The sequence below is a fragment of the Methylobacterium variabile genome, assembly GCF_001043975.1.
In the GTDB taxonomy this organism is placed as follows: domain Bacteria; phylum Pseudomonadota; class Alphaproteobacteria; order Rhizobiales; family Beijerinckiaceae; genus Methylobacterium; species Methylobacterium variabile.
Genome location: NZ_LABY01000185.1, coordinates 1 through 13,450, shown reverse-complemented (window position 1 = coordinate 13,450; position 13,450 = coordinate 1). Strand labels below are relative to the sequence as shown.

Here is a 13,450-nt window from a genome sequence, read left to right as displayed (position 1 = left end):
GGGAAGAGCTGGTCAATCCGGTGGTGTGATACCGCAGCGCCTTCGAACGAACTCGTTCGAAGGCGCTGGCTCAGCCCGAACGGGCGCCGGCGCTGATGCGCCGCCGGGATGCGCCAGGCTGGAATCGGACTTGATATAAAGTTGGGCGCAATTCAAAATTGCCCCCGACAGCCCTCAGGATTCGACGCCATGATCCGGTCCCGCCCGTTCCTCGCCAGCGCGGCCATGATGGCCGCCCTCGCCGCACCCGCGCAGGCCGAGGAGGCCGATCCCGGCGCCATCGTCGCCCTGCAATTCGCGCTCGGCGGGGACCACAAGGGCGTGCGCGCGAGCGGCGCCAAGGGCGTCTGCCTCAAGGGCACCTTCGCGCCGGCGCCCGACGCGGCCGCCCTGTCGAAGGCGCCCCAGTTCGCCAAGACCGTGCCGGTCACCGCCCGGTTCTCGATGGGCGGCAGCAACCCGAAGATCTCCGACAAGACCAAGGCGACCACGCGCGGCTTCGCGATGCGGCTGGCCGATCCGGCCGGGGACATGACCTTCGTGGTCATCTCCGCCCCGGTCTTCGGCACCAGGACGCCGGCGCAGCTCTTGGAGTTCCTGCAGGTCCGCGCGCCGGGGCCGGACGGCAAGCCGGACGCCGAGAAGATCAAGGCCTTCGCGGCCAGGAACCCGGAGACCGGCCGCCAGGCGGCGTGGCTCAACGCCCGGCCGGTGCCGGCGAGCTTCGCGGGCACCGACTACTGGGCGGTGCACGCCTACACGCTGACGAACGCCAAGGGCGAGCGGACGACCGCCAAGCTGAAGTTCGTCGCCGCCGACAAGGCCAGCCTCTCCGACGAGGAGCTGAAGGCCAAGCCCGACAGCTTCTACGCCGACGAGCTGAAGGAGCGGCTGGCGCGGGGCCCGGCGCGCTTCGACCTCGTGGCGATCCTGGCCGAGCCGAACGACCCGACCACGGACGTCACCGCGACCTGGCCGGAGGACGACCGGAAGCAGCGGAGCCTCGGCACGCTGACGATCGCCGCGATCGAGCCGGACGCCACCTGCGACGCCGCCACCTTCGATCCCGTCGTCGACATGCCCGACGGCATCGCCGGCCCGGCCGACGACCCGATGTTCGCGATCCGCTCGCCTGCCTACGCGGTCTCGCTGTCGCGGCGATCGAACTGATGCATCGTCCGCCTGCGGCGAACTGAGAAGGCGCGGGCTTATCCGTCCTGCCCCTCGCCAGGGCAGCTCTCCCTTCGCCTGCTCGGGCTTTCAGAGTCACACAACGGAGGCGCGCGTCTCCTCTCCCTGCCCACGGGGAGAGGAGACGCGCGCCTCGTCCGGCGATGTGTGCATGCGGCAGCCCGCTCTGGGGAGGTGAGCCTGCCGCGCCGTGTGCCCTGACGGCCGCCGACCTGCCCGGTTGTGCCGCGCGGATCCGCGATGGAGGGGCGGGAAGCCCTCATCCGGAAATACTCCACGCCCTCCCGGGATCAGGCGGCGGGCGCTTCGGCTGTGCCACGGTGATCCCCGCCAGTTCGCTGTTGCGGCCACACCAAAAATCCTGATCTCCTAGCGGCACCGTGGCGGCGGCGCGGACGCGCCGGCCGGTCACCAGTCGAGAGGGTTCATGGTCTCACGCTCGCGCTTCTCACGCCCGCGCCGCCACCTGCTGCGAAGCGCCCTCCTGGCCGCCCTGGCGATCCCCGCCCTCGCCGGCGCGGCGGTGGCGGCCCCCCGCACCGACCTCGTCCTCGGCATGCCGGTGGAGCCGCCGGGCCTCGACCCGACCAGCGCCGCGCCGACCGTGATCGGCCAGGTCGTGTGGCAGAACGTGTTCGAGGGCCTGACCCGGGTCGACCGCGACGGCAAGGTGCAGCCGCAGCTGGCCAGGAGCTGGACGGTCTCGCCCGACGGCCTGACCTACACCTTCGCGCTCCAGGCCGGCGTGAAGTTCCACAACGGCGAGGCCTTCGACGCCAACACCGCCAAGTTCGCCCTCGACGCGATCCGGGCGCCGGGCTCGGTCAACCCGCAGAAGGCGCTCTACGCGGTCATCGCCGACGTCAAGGCGCCGGACTCAGGCACCCTGGTCCTCACCCTGTCGAAGCCCTCCGGCAACCTGCTCTTCTGGCTCGGCCTGCCGGCGGCGGTGATGGTCGAGCCGAAATCCCGCGACGGGCTGAAAAGCAATCCGGTCGGCACCGGCCCGTTCCGCTTCGCCTCCTGGCGCAAGGGCGACCGGGTCGAGCTGACGCGCAGCCCCGATCACTGGGACGCTGCCCGCAAGGTCCACCTCGACAAGGTCACGTTCCGCTTCATCGGCGACCCCCAGGCCGCCGCCGCGGCACTGCGCGCCGGCGACGTCGACGCCTACCCGCTGCTGCCGGCGCCGGAACTCTACGGGGCCTTCCAGAAGGACAAGGCGTTCACGGCGGTGCCGGGCCTGACCGAAATGAAGGTCGTGGCCGGCATGAACAACGCCGCCAAGCCCTTCAGCGACAAGCGCGTACGCCAGGCGCTGATGATGGCGGTCGACCGCAAGCTCCTGATCGAGGGCGCCTATTCCGGCTACGGCGCAGCCATCGGCAGCCACTACACGCCGAACGATCCGGGCTACAAGGACCTGACGGGCGTCTACCCCTACGACCCGCAGAAGGCGAAGGCGCTGCTCGCGGAGGCCGGCTACGGCAAGGGCCTGACCTTCACCTTCAAGTCGCCGCAGATGGCCTACGCCACGCGTACCGCCGAGATCCTGCAGGCGATGTTCGCCGAGGTCGGCGTGACCATGACCATCGCGCCGACCGAGTTCCCGGCCAAGTGGGTGCAGGAGGTGATGCGCGACCGCAGCTTCGACATGACGGTCATCGCCCATGCCGAGCCGCTCGACATCGCGATCTATGCGAACGACCCGTACTATTTCGGCTACAAGAACCCGGCCTTCAACACGGTGGTGGCCACGGCTGCCGAGGCCACCGACGAGGCGACGCGGCTCAAGCTCTACGGCGAGGCGCAAGGCATCCTGGCCGAGGACGTGCCGGCCCTCTTTCTCTTCGTGCTGCCGAAGCTCAGCGTGTGGAAGGCCAAGCTGACGGGGTTCTGGAAGAACGAGCCGGTGCCGTCGAACGACCTGACCGAGGTGCGCTGGACGGAGTAGCGAGTCCTCTCGCCGCGATCGTCATGATCTTGCGCGAGGGACGTGCGCATCGCCTCTCCCCGTGGGCGGGGAGAGGGGAAACCCGTGCCTTACACGGCGGGGACGTCTTCCCTCGCTTCCGCGTCCTCTCACGACAAGAGCGTTCGCAGCGCTCGATCCCACCCGATGCTGAGATTCCGCTCATGCTGAGGCACCTCGCCCGCCGCGCCGCCGGCTTCGCCGTCACCTTCCTGCTGATCTCCGTCCTGGTGTTCGGCATGATGGAGATCGTGCCCGGAGACCCGGCCTCGGCGATGCTCGGCACCTCGGCGACCCCTGAGACCCTGGCGGCCCTGCGCGCCCAGATGGGCCTCGATGCCCCGGCCGTCATCCGCTACCTGCGCTGGCTCGGCGGGCTCTTGAGCGGTGATCTCGGGGTCTCCACCACCTACGGCGTGCCGGTGGGGGCGCTGATCCTCGAGCGGCTGGCGGTGACGTTGCCGCTCACCGGGCTCGCGGTGCTCCTCGCGGTCGGCATCGCCCTGCCCCTCGGCGTCACCGCGGCGTCGCGGCCCGGCGGCGTGGCGGACGGGGTCGCCACCCTCTACGCCCAAGCCGGGATCGCGGTGCCGAACTTCTGGATCGGGCTCCTGCTCATCATGACGGTGGCCCTCGGCCTCGGATGGCTGCCGGCCGGCGGCTTCCCGGGCTGGGGCGACGGACCCGGCCCGGCCCTGCGCGCCCTGCTCCTGCCCGCCCTGGCACTCGCCATCCCGCAATCGGCGGTGCTGACCCGGGTGACGCGGGCCTCGGTCGTCGAGGTGATGAACGAGGATTTCGTGCGCACCGCCCGGGCCAAGGGCGCCTCGGTCTCCCGGGCGCTGTGGCGCCACGCGGTGCCGAACGCGCTCGTGCCGGTCATCACCATGCTGGGCCTGCAGATCTCGTTCCTGATCGGCGGCGCGGTGCTGGTCGAGAACGTCTTCACCCTGCCGGGCATGGGCCGGCTCGCCTGGCAGGCCCTGGCCCAGCGCGACCTGATCGTGATCCAGAACGTCGTGATGGTCTTTGCCACCGTGGTGATCGTGGTCAATCTCGGGGTCGACCTGCTCTACACCGTGGTCGATCCTCGCCTGAGGAGGCGCGCATGAGGGCGCTCGTCTTGCGGCCCCGGCGCGGCTTTCGCCTCGACGACGCCACGCTCCTCGTCGGCGCCGTCCTGACGGCCCTCCTCGTCGGGGTCGCGCTCCTCTCCCTGGTCTGGACCCCCGAGGACCCGGCCCGGATGCGCATCCTGCAGAAGCTGAGAGGCCCGCTGGTCTCCGGCCTGCTCGGCACCGACCATCTCGGGCGCGACCTCGCCTCGATGCTGATGCGCGGCGCCTTCAACTCGCTCACCATCGCGTTCGCGGCGGTGGGCCTCGGCGCGGTGCTCGGCACGCTCGCCGGCGTCGCGGCGGCGGCGGGGCCTAGGTTCGACGCCGTGCTGATGCGGGTCTGCGACGCGCTGTTCGCCCTGCCGCCGATCCTGTCGGCGATCATGCTCGGCGCGCTGCTCGGGCCGGGCGCACCCACCGCGATCATCGCCATCGGGGTGTTCATGATCCCGGTCTTCGCCCGGGTCACCCGCGGTGCCGCGATGCAGATCTGGGCGCGCGAATACATCATGGCCGCCCGCATGGCCGGCAAGGGCACGGTGCGGATCACCCTCGAGCACGTCCTGCCCAACATCGCCGGGCAGATCATCGTGCAGGTGACGATCCAGCTCGCGATGGCGATCCTCACCGAGGCGGGCCTGAGCTTCCTCGGCCTCGGCCTGCCGCCGCCGGCCCCGACCTGGGGGCGGATGCTGGCCGAATCGCAGACCTACCTCACCCAGGCGCCCCACCTCGCGCTCGCCCCCGGCCTCGCGATCGCGGCCGCGGTGCTCGGCCTCAACCTCCTGGGGGACGGGCTCGCCGCCCGCCTCGACCCGCGCCGCCGGCAGGCCTCCTGATGCTCGCGATCCGCAACCTCTCCATCGCGTTCCCGGGGCCCGACGGCCCGGTGCGCGTCGTCGACGGCGTCTCGCTCGAGGTCGCGCGCGGCGAGAGCCTCGGCATCGTCGGCGAGTCGGGCTCCGGCAAGTCGATGCTGTCGCTCGCGACCATCGGGCTGCTGCCGAGGAGCGCCCGCACCTCCGGCGAGATTCGGCTCGAGGGCCGCAACATCCTCGGGATGAGCGAGCGCGCGCTGTGCGGCGTGCGCGGCCGGCGCATCGGCATGATCTTCCAGGAGCCGATGACGGCGCTCAACCCCGCGATGACCGCGGGCCAGCAGATCGCGGAAGGGATCCGCCTCCACCGCGCCGCCGGCCGCGCCGAGGCCCGGGCCGAGGCGCTGCGCCTCCTCGACCGGGTGCGGATCCCCGATCCGGCGCGGCGCATCGACAGCTACCCGCACGAGATGTCCGGCGGCCAGCGCCAGCGCGTCGGGATCGCGATCGCGCTCGCCTTGAAACCCGACCTGCTGATCGCCGACGAGCCGACCACGGCCCTCGACGTCACGGTGCAGAAGGAGATCCTCGACATCCTCGACGAGCTGGTGGCCGATCTCGGCCTGTCCCTGATCCTGATCAGCCACGACCTCGGGGTGATCGCCCGCAGCACCGACCGGACCCTGGTGATGTGCCGCGGCCGGGCGGTGGAGCAGGGGACGACCGAGGCCGTCCTGCGCCAGCCCACGGCGGCGTACACCCGCGACCTGATCGCCGCCCTGCCGCGCCGGGCCCGGGCGGGCCTGGGTGCTGCGGCTCCCCTCGCCGCGGGGGACGCCCGGTGACCGCGCCGCTCCTCGCGATCGAGAACCTGACCCGCGACTACGCCCTGCGCGGCGCCGGCGGTGCCCCCCGTTCCTTGCGCGCCGTCGACGATGTCAGCCTCACCGTGGAGGCCGGCAGCATCTTCGCGGTGGTGGGCGAGTCGGGCTGCGGCAAGTCCACGCTGGCGCGCATCGTCATGGCCCTCGACCGGCCGACCGCCGGCACGGTGCGGCTCGGCGGCGACGACCTGTTCGCGCTCAAGCCCAGGGCGCTGGCGCGCCGGCGCCGCGACTTCCAGATGGTGTTCCAGGACCCCTACGGCTCCCTCAACCCGCGCCACTCGGTCGGGCGCATCGTCGCCGAGCCCCTGCACCTCCTCGACGACGCCCCTCGGGGCGGCGCGCGCGAGGCCCTGGTCGCCCGCGCCCTCGAGGATGTCGGCCTGCCGGCAAGCGCCGCCGGGAGCTACCCGCACGAGTTCTCCGGCGGCCAGCGCCAGCGCATCGCCATCGCCCGGGCGCTGATCACCAATCCGAAGCTCGTCGTCGCCGACGAGGCGGTCTCGGCCCTCGACCTGTCGATCCAGGCCCAGATCCTGCGCCTGATCCTGTCGCTGCGCGACCGCCACGGCCTCACCGTGCTGTTCATCACCCACAATATCGGCGTCGTCGACGAGATCGCCGACCGGGTCGGGGTGATGCAGGCGGGGCGCCTGGTCGAGGCCGGCCCGGTGCGGGAGGTGCTGGACCATCCGCAGCAGGAATACACCCGCCGCCTGCTCGCCGCCGAGCCGACCCTCGCGGTGCTCGGGCGGCGCCGGAAGCGGGCCTGACGGGGTGCCGGGCGGGATGGATCGCGCGAGCCATGCTCTAACTGCAGGGCGGGCACGCCGTCTCGTCGCTTGCGAGGCACGCCGCGATGTGTGAAATCGATTTCACGCACCGCGGCGATGGCGTCGCCGCGGTGCTGCCCTTCTTGGGCGTTTCCTCCCTAGACTTCGGGCCGCCCGCGAGGGCGGCCTTTTTTCTGTTTGGGGCTGGTTCTGCCAGCCTCGGGCCGCGAGCTCCACGCGGTCCCGGCCGTCGCGCTCGGCGGCGGCCCATGGGGCAATCGGGGAGGGCATCGCGCCGGGGCGCGGTCCCGGACAGCTCCGGGCGTCGGGGCGGGACTTCCGCGATTCCCGCCCGCCCGCCGTCGCGCGCCTTTCAGCGCATGGTCGGCATCACGAACTCGGCGCCGGCGCGGATGCCGGTGGGCCAGCGGGTCGTGATGGTCTTGAGCCGGGTGTAGAAGCGCACCCCCTCCGGCCCGTGCATGTGGTGGTCGCCGAACAGCGAGGCCTTCCAGCCGCCGAAGGAGTGAAACGCCATCGGCACCGGGATCGGCACGTTGATGCCGACCATCCCGACCTGGATCTGGTGGGCGAATTCCCGCGCCGCGTCGCCGTCGCGGGTGAAGATCGCGGTGCCGTTGCCGAACTCGTGCTCGTTGATCATCCGCGCGGCGGTCTCGTAGTCCGGCGCGCGCGCCACCGCCAGCACCGGCCCGAAGATCTCCTCCTTGTAGATCGTCATCTCGGGCGTCACGCGGTCGAACAGGGTGCCGCCGACGAAGTAGCCGTTCTCGTAGCCCTGGAGCGTCAGGCCACGGCCGTCGACCACCAGCTCGGCGCCTTCCGCCACGCCGCGGTCGATGTAGCCCTTCACCTTGTCGCGGTGCTGCGCGGTGACGAGCGGCCCCATCTCGGCCTCCGGATCGGTGCCGGGGCCGACCTTCAGCGCGCGCACTTTCGGCACCAGCTTCTCGATCAGCCGGTCGGCGGTCTCCTCGCCGATCGGCACCGCGACCGAGATCGCCATGCAGCGCTCGCCGGCCGAGCCGTAGGCCGCGCCCATCAGGGCGTCGACCGCCTGGTCCATGTCGGCGTCGGGCATCACCACCATGTGGTTCTTGGCCCCGCCGAGGCACTGGGCGCGCTTTCCGGTGCGGGCCGCGGTCTCGTAGATGTACTTGGCGATCGGGGTCGAGCCGACGAAGGACACCGCCTGGATGTCGGGGTGGTGGAGGAGGGCGTCGACCGCCTCCTTGTCGCCCTGCACCACCGAGAACACGCCGTCGGGCAGGCCGGCCTCCTTCAGCCACTCGGCCATCACCAGGGCGGCGGAGGGGTCGCGCTCGGAGGGCTTGAGCACGAAGCAGTTGCCGCAGGCGAGCGCGACGGGGAACATCCACATCGGCACCATGGCGGGGAAGTTGAACGGCGTGATGCCGGCGACGATGCCGAGCGGCTGGCGCAGGGAGCTGCTGTCGACCCGTGTGCCGACATTCTCGGTGATCTCGCCCTTGAGGAGCTGCGGCGCGCCGGTGGCGAACTCCACCACCTCCATGCCGCGCTGGATCTCGCCCTTGGCGTCGGACAGGACCTTGCCGTGCTCGGCGGTGATCACCGCGGCGAGCTCGTCGATGCGGTCTTCCAGGAGGCGAAGGAAACGGTTGAGGATGCGCGCGCGGCGCAAGGGAGGCGTGGCGGCCCAGGCCGGGAAGGCGGCGCGGGCGGCCGCCACCGCGGCCCCGACCTCGTCGGCGCTGGCGAGGGCGACGGTGGCCGACTGCTCGCCGGTGGCCGGGTTGAAGACCGGCGCGGTGCGGCCCGAGCGGCCCGCGACCTGGGCGCCGCCGACGAAGTGTCCGATGGTGGTCATGATGTCCTGGAAATTCCGGTTCTTCGAAGTGAGGCGAGTTGTCTCAGACCCTCCCTCGTCACTCCGGGGCTCGCCGCAGGCGAGAGCCCGGAATCCAGAGCCGCTGGTGGTGCAGAACGAAGCGGATCGTGCTCCGCGTCGTCCTGGCATTCCGGCGTGTCTGGGCGTGCCTGCGGCACTCCGGGCTCCGCTGCGCGGCCCCGGAATGACGCGGAGGGTGGGAGGAGCGTCAGTGCTCAGATTGAGGGGAGGGCTTTAGGCCGCCCGCCGCAGCGCTTCGCCGAGCATCGATGCCATCGTGTCGATGTGCTCACGTTCCGCGATCAGCGGCGGCGACAGGGCGATGATGTCGCCGGTGACGCGGATCAGAAGGCCCTTCTCGAAGCAGTCGGTGAAGACGTCGTAGGCCCGCGTCCCCGGTGCGCCGGCCCGCGACTCGAGCTCGATGCCGGCGATGAGGCCGATCGTGCGGATATCGATGACGTGAGGGCAGTCGCGCAAGCCGTGCATCGCCGCGTGCCAGTGCTCCTGGATCTGCGTCGTGCGGGTGAGCAGGTCCTCCTCGGCGTAGATCTCCAGGGTGGCGAGGCCGGCCGCGCAGGCGACCGGGTGGCCCGAATAGGTGTAGCCGTGGAAGAGCTCGATCGCCCCGTCCGGCCCGTGCATCAGGGCGTCGTGCACCGCGCGGCTCGCGAAGACCGCACCCATCGGGATGGTGCCGTTGGTGAGCCCCTTGGCGGTGGTGACGAGGTCCGGCGTGACCCCGAAGAAGTCGGTGGCGAAGGGCGCGCCGAGGCGGCCGAAGCCGGTGATGACCTCGTCGAAGATCAGCAGGATGCCGTGCTTCGTCGCGATCTCGCGCAGGCGCTCGAGGTAGCCCTTCGGCGGCACCAGCACGCCGGTCGAGCCCGCCACCGGCTCGACGATCACGGCGGCGATCGTCTCGGCGCCGTGCAGCGCCACCAGCCGCTCGAGGTCGTCGGCGAGGTCCGCGCCGTGCTCCGGCTGGCCCTTCACGAAGGCGTTGCGGGCAAGGTCGTGGGTGTGGCGCAGGTGGTCGACGCCCGGCAGCAGCGGGAACATCCGGCGGTTGTTGACGAGGCCGCCGACCGAGATGCCGCCGAAGCCGACGCCGTGGTAGCCGCGCTCGCGCCCGATCACCCGCGTCCGGGTGCCCTGGCCGATGGCGCGCTGGTAGGCGAGCGCGATCTTGAGCGCGGTGTCGACCGATTCCGACCCCGAGCCGGTGAAGAACACCCGGTCGAGGCTCCCCCCCGGCGCGATCGCCGCCAGGCGCTCGGCGAACTCGAAGGCGATCGGGTGGCCCATCTGGAACGACGGCGCGTAGTCGAGGGTGGCGAGCTGGCGCTCCACGGCCTCTGCGATGCGCCGGCGGCCGTGCCCGGCATTGACGCACCACAGGCCGGCCGTGCCGTCGAGCACCTCGCGGCCGTCGTCAGTTGTGTAGTGCATGCCCTCCGCCGAGACGAGCAGGCGCGGCGCCGCCTTGAACTGGCGGTTGGCCGTGAACGGCATCCAGTAGGCGTCGAGGCTCGGGCGGTTCAGGCGCGGCGGATGGGCGTTCATGGCGGGATCCTCTGGCGGGTGCTGGCCATCAGACAGCACCGTTCCGGCAGCGCCAACAAGTCCTTTTCTGCCCCCTCGCAACCCTTTGACAGGCTTCGCCGTGACGTTCAGTGTTGCGTGATCCGCAACAGCCTCAACAGGTGCCGGCGTGACCAACGACGAGGTGGGGGCGCGCCTGCGCTACGTGCGCATCCTGCACGGCCTGTCCCAGCGGGCGCTGGCGAAGCGCGCGGGCGTCGTGAACTCCACCATCTCGCTGATCGAATCGGGCCAGACCAACCCGTCGGTCGGCGCCCTCAAGCGCATCCTCGACGCGGTGCCGATCGGGCTCGCCGAGTTCTTCTCCCTGGCGCCGGAGCGGACCGAGAAGGCGTTCTACGCCAGCGAGGAGCTGATCGAGATCGGCAAGGGCCGGATCTCCTACCGGCAGGTCGGCGACAACCTGTTCGGCCGCGCGCTCCAGATCCTCAAGGAGCGCTACGAACCGGGGGCCGATACCGGCCGCGTGCCCCTGATCCATGACGGGGAGGAGGGCGGCATCGTGCTCTCGGGGAGGCTCGAGGTGACGGTGGACGACGAGCGCCGGGTCCTGGGTCCCGGTGACGCCTACTACTTCTCGAGCCGCCGGCCGCACCGGTTCCGCTGCGTCGGCCCGCACCCCTGCGAGGTCGTCAGCGCCTGCACCCCGCCGACGTTCTGAGCGCCTTGCCAACCACAGATCGTATACAATATGCGTCGTAGTGAGTGAGGATTTGTAAGAGCATGGCCGTGACGGCGCGCCCGAAGGACGTCCGAGCCTCCCCGCAGGCCCTGCGCCACCGCACCGTCTCGGCGGCGGTGGCCGAGGCCCTGCGCCAGCGCATCCTCTCCGGCACCCTCGCGCCGGGGTTCCAGCTGCGCCAGGACGCGCTGGCGGAGGAATTCGGCATCAGCCGGATCCCGATCCGCGAGGCGCTGCTGCAGCTCGAGGCCGGCGGGCTCGTCAAGATCGTGCCGCATCGCGGCGCGGTGGTCTCGGGGCTCTCGGTGGAGGAGATCGAGGACGTCTTCCAGCTCCGGGTCTCCCTAGAGCCGCAATTGCTGATCCTCTCCGCCCGCCACCTCACGCCGGAGGATTTCTCCGAGCTGCGCGCCCTGCGCGACGAGTACAGCGCCGCCCTCAAGGCCGGCACGGTCGAGACCTGGGGCGAGCTCAACCGGCGCTTCCATCTCGGCCTGCTGCGCCATGCCGGCCGGCCGCGCTCGCTCTCGATCATCGCCGGCCTGCTCCAGGACTGCGATCGGCCGACCCGGCTGCAGCTCTCGGTCACCGGCGACGTCGCCCGCGCCGACCTGGAGCACACGACCATCCTCGACCTGTGCGAGGCGGGGGAGATCGTGGCAGCGGCGAACCTGCTGCGCATCCACGTCGAGCACGCCGGGCGCTCGCTGGTGGAGATCTACAGGAAGTCGGCAGCGGGAGCGTGATCCTGTTCGCCGGCTGCTTCGGCCGGCGGGACCGTTCCATCTCGCGTCGCGTCCGACCTTTCGCGTTGCTGCTGGCTCCGCCGTGCAGCCACCGGATCCCGTCGGAGAATGCGGGGTTCGAGCAGGGTGTCCCGGTCTCATCGCGCCCGCGAGCCCTGCGAAGGCTTACGCCCCCCGCTTGACCCTTCCGCATATTTTATACAATCTGCGCGCCATGAGGAGCGAGGGACCGCACCGTGTCCGATACCGCACTTGAGACCAGGGGGCTGACCAAGGCGTTCGGGGGCTTCCGGGCGGTGCGGGGGCTCGACCTGAAGGTCCGGCGGCACGCGATCCACGCGCTGATCGGCCCGAACGGCGCCGGCAAGACTACGGTCTTCAACCTGCTGACCAAGGTCCACGTGCCGACCGACGGGCAGATCCTCTACGAGGGCGAGGACATCACCCGGGATTCGTCGGCCGCCATCGCCCGGCGCGGGCTGGTGCGCTCGTTCCAGATCTCGGCGATCTTCCCGAACCTCAGCGTGCGCGACAACGTCCGGGTCGCGTTGCAGCGGCGGCTCGGCACGCAGTTCCACTTCTGGCGCTCCGGCCGCTCGCTCGCGATGCTCGACGACGACGCGATGCGGCTCCTCGGCGAGGTCGGCTTGGCGGAGGCCGCGGAGTCCCGCGCCGCCGACCTGTCCTACGGCCGCAAGCGCACCCTCGAGATCGCCACGACGCTCGCCCTCGACCCGCCGTTCCTGCTCCTCGACGAGCCGACGCAAGGCATGGCGATCGAGGATGTCGACCGCATCAAGCGGCTGATCCGGCGCATCGCGTCGGGACGCACCATCCTGATGGTGGAGCACAACATGTCGGTGGTGGCCGACCTCTGCGACACGATCACGGTGCTGCAGCGGGGCGAGATCCTGGCCGAGGGGCCTTACGCCGCCGTCTCGACCGATCCGGCGGTGCGCGCCGCCTATCTCGGGGGCGGGCATGCCTGAGACCGTCCTCGAGACGCGCGGCCTCGAGGCCTGGTACGGCGAGAGCCACGTGCTCCACGGCATCGACCTCGCGGTGCGCGAGGGCGAGTGCGTGACGCTGATCGGCCGCAACGGCGCCGGGCGCACCACGACGCTGCGGGCGATCCTCGGCCTGACCGACCGGCGCGCCGGCTCGGTGCGGGTGCGGGGCGAGGAGGCGATCCGGCTGGCGCCCCACCGCATCGCGCGCCTCGGCCTCGGCTACTGCCCGGAGGAGCGCGGCGTCTACCGCACGCTCACCACCCGCGAGAACCTCACCCTGCTGCCGCGCCTCGGCGAGGACGGCCTGTCCCTCGACGAGGTGCTGGCGCTGTTCCCGAACCTCGCCGAGCGGGCCGACAGCTACGGCGGCCGGCTCTCGGGCGGCGAGCAGCAGATGCTGGCGCTCGGGCGCATCCTGACCACCGGCGCCCGCATCCTGCTCCTCGACGAGATCACCGAGGGTCTGGCGCCGGTCATCGTCGAGGCCCTCGGGCACGCCGTGGCGCTGCTCAAGCGCCGCGGCTTCACCATCGTGCTGGTCGAGCAGAACTTCCACTTCGCCCGCCACCTCGCCGACCGCCACTACGTGGTCGAGCACGGCCGCATCGCCGCGGAGATCGCGGCGCACGAGGTTGCGGCGCGGGAGGAGGAGGTCGGCCGGCTGCTCGGGGTGTAAGAGCAAAGAAGAGAGAGGGATCAACCCCCGGACATCTCCGACACACAACGTCATCCCGGGGCCGCGAAGCGGAGCCCGGGATCC

General features: G+C 71.3%; 12 protein-coding genes. 10 read left to right on the top strand and 2 right to left on the bottom strand.

The window, feature by feature from the left end; all coding sequences use genetic code 11:
- The first annotated feature begins 189 nt into the window (after positions 1 to 189).
- The 6 genes from VQ02_RS25060 (at position 190) to VQ02_RS25035 (ending at position 6,756) form a co-directional block, all read left to right on the top strand.
- Positions 190 to 1,170, top strand: coding sequence for a catalase family peroxidase (locus VQ02_RS25060; protein ID WP_053080536.1), 981 nt, complete (start codon positions 190 to 192; stop codon positions 1,168 to 1,170).
- 448 nt (positions 1,171 to 1,618) lie between these two features.
- On the top strand, positions 1,619 to 3,145 hold the full coding sequence (locus VQ02_RS25055; RefSeq protein ID WP_048446959.1) for an ABC transporter substrate-binding protein: 1,527 nt from the start codon (positions 1,619 to 1,621) through the stop codon (positions 3,143 to 3,145).
- Between the two features lie 182 nt (positions 3,146 to 3,327).
- A complete protein-coding gene (locus VQ02_RS25050) occupies positions 3,328 to 4,275 on the top strand; it encodes an ABC transporter permease (protein ID WP_048446958.1) in 948 nt (315 codons plus the stop codon).
- Positions 4,272 to 5,120 carry an ABC transporter permease gene (locus VQ02_RS25045; protein ID WP_048446957.1) on the top strand — a complete coding sequence of 283 codons (849 nt, stop codon included), beginning with the start codon at positions 4,272 to 4,274 and terminating at the stop codon, positions 5,118 to 5,120. The genes VQ02_RS25050 and VQ02_RS25045 overlap by 4 nt, the downstream gene beginning before the upstream one ends.
- On the top strand, positions 5,120 to 5,944 hold the full coding sequence (locus tag VQ02_RS25040) for an ATP-binding cassette domain-containing protein (RefSeq protein ID WP_209437064.1): 825 nt from the start codon (positions 5,120 to 5,122) through the stop codon (positions 5,942 to 5,944). The genes VQ02_RS25045 and VQ02_RS25040 overlap by 1 nt, the downstream gene beginning before the upstream one ends.
- Positions 5,941 to 6,756 carry an ATP-binding cassette domain-containing protein gene (locus VQ02_RS25035; protein ID WP_048446955.1) on the top strand — a complete coding sequence of 272 codons (816 nt, stop codon included), beginning with the start codon at positions 5,941 to 5,943 and terminating at the stop codon, positions 6,754 to 6,756. Before VQ02_RS25040 ends, VQ02_RS25035 begins: the two co-directional genes overlap by 4 nt.
- Positions 6,757 to 7,129: 373 nt before the next feature.
- On the opposite strand, the gene VQ02_RS25030 is transcribed toward VQ02_RS25035, so the two are convergent.
- On the bottom strand, positions 7,130 to 8,626 hold the full coding sequence (locus VQ02_RS25030; protein WP_209437063.1) for a CoA-acylating methylmalonate-semialdehyde dehydrogenase: 1,497 nt from the start codon (positions 8,624 to 8,626) through the stop codon (positions 7,130 to 7,132).
- 255 nt (positions 8,627 to 8,881) lie between these two features.
- On the bottom strand, positions 8,882 to 10,213 hold the full coding sequence (gene aptA / locus VQ02_RS25025) for an omega-aminotransferase AptA (RefSeq protein WP_048446954.1): 1,332 nt from the start codon (positions 10,211 to 10,213) through the stop codon (positions 8,882 to 8,884).
- A 148-nt stretch (positions 10,214 to 10,361) separates the two neighbouring features.
- Between aptA and VQ02_RS25020 the strand changes: the two genes are divergently transcribed.
- The 4 genes from VQ02_RS25020 (at position 10,362) to VQ02_RS25005 (ending at position 13,366) form a co-directional block, all read left to right on the top strand.
- Positions 10,362 to 10,913 carry a cupin domain-containing protein gene (locus tag VQ02_RS25020; protein ID WP_048446953.1) on the top strand — a complete coding sequence of 184 codons (552 nt, stop codon included), beginning with the start codon at positions 10,362 to 10,364 and terminating at the stop codon, positions 10,911 to 10,913.
- A gap of 62 nt (positions 10,914 to 10,975) precedes the next feature.
- The gene (locus tag VQ02_RS25015) at positions 10,976 to 11,680 is read left to right on the top strand and encodes a GntR family transcriptional regulator (RefSeq protein ID WP_048446952.1); all 705 of its coding nucleotides are present in this window, start codon (positions 10,976 to 10,978) and stop codon (positions 11,678 to 11,680) included.
- Between the two features lie 236 nt (positions 11,681 to 11,916).
- The gene (locus VQ02_RS25010; RefSeq protein ID WP_048446951.1) at positions 11,917 to 12,669 is read left to right on the top strand and encodes an ABC transporter ATP-binding protein; all 753 of its coding nucleotides are present in this window, start codon (positions 11,917 to 11,919) and stop codon (positions 12,667 to 12,669) included.
- Positions 12,662 to 13,366 carry an ABC transporter ATP-binding protein gene (locus VQ02_RS25005; RefSeq protein ID WP_048446950.1) on the top strand — a complete coding sequence of 235 codons (705 nt, stop codon included), beginning with the start codon at positions 12,662 to 12,664 and terminating at the stop codon, positions 13,364 to 13,366. Before VQ02_RS25010 ends, VQ02_RS25005 begins: the two co-directional genes overlap by 8 nt.
- Positions 13,367 to 13,450 lie beyond the last annotated feature (84 nt).

Excerpts from the sequence above, each read along its gene's own strand:
- VQ02_RS25060 (WP_053080536.1), top strand. The coding sequence starts at position 190 with ATGATCCGGTCCCGCCCGTTCCTCGCCAGCGCGGCCATGATGGCCGCC.
- VQ02_RS25055 (WP_048446959.1), top strand. The coding sequence starts at position 1,619 with ATGGTCTCACGCTCGCGCTTCTCACGCCCGCGCCGCCACCTGCTGCGA.
- VQ02_RS25050 (WP_048446958.1), top strand. The coding sequence starts at position 3,328 with ATGCTGAGGCACCTCGCCCGCCGCGCCGCCGGCTTCGCCGTCACCTTC.
- VQ02_RS25045 (WP_048446957.1), top strand. The coding sequence starts at position 4,272 with ATGAGGGCGCTCGTCTTGCGGCCCCGGCGCGGCTTTCGCCTCGACGAC.
- VQ02_RS25040 (WP_209437064.1), top strand. The coding sequence starts at position 5,120 with ATGCTCGCGATCCGCAACCTCTCCATCGCGTTCCCGGGGCCCGACGGC.
- VQ02_RS25030 (WP_209437063.1), bottom strand. The coding sequence starts at position 8,626 with ATGACCACCATCGGACACTTCGTCGGCGGCGCCCAGGTCGCGGGCCGC.
- aptA (WP_048446954.1), bottom strand. The coding sequence starts at position 10,213 with ATGAACGCCCATCCGCCGCGCCTGAACCGCCCGAGCCTCGACGCCTAC.
- VQ02_RS25015 (WP_048446952.1), top strand. The coding sequence starts at position 10,976 with ATGGCCGTGACGGCGCGCCCGAAGGACGTCCGAGCCTCCCCGCAGGCC.
- VQ02_RS25005 (WP_048446950.1), top strand. The coding sequence starts at position 12,662 with ATGCCTGAGACCGTCCTCGAGACGCGCGGCCTCGAGGCCTGGTACGGC.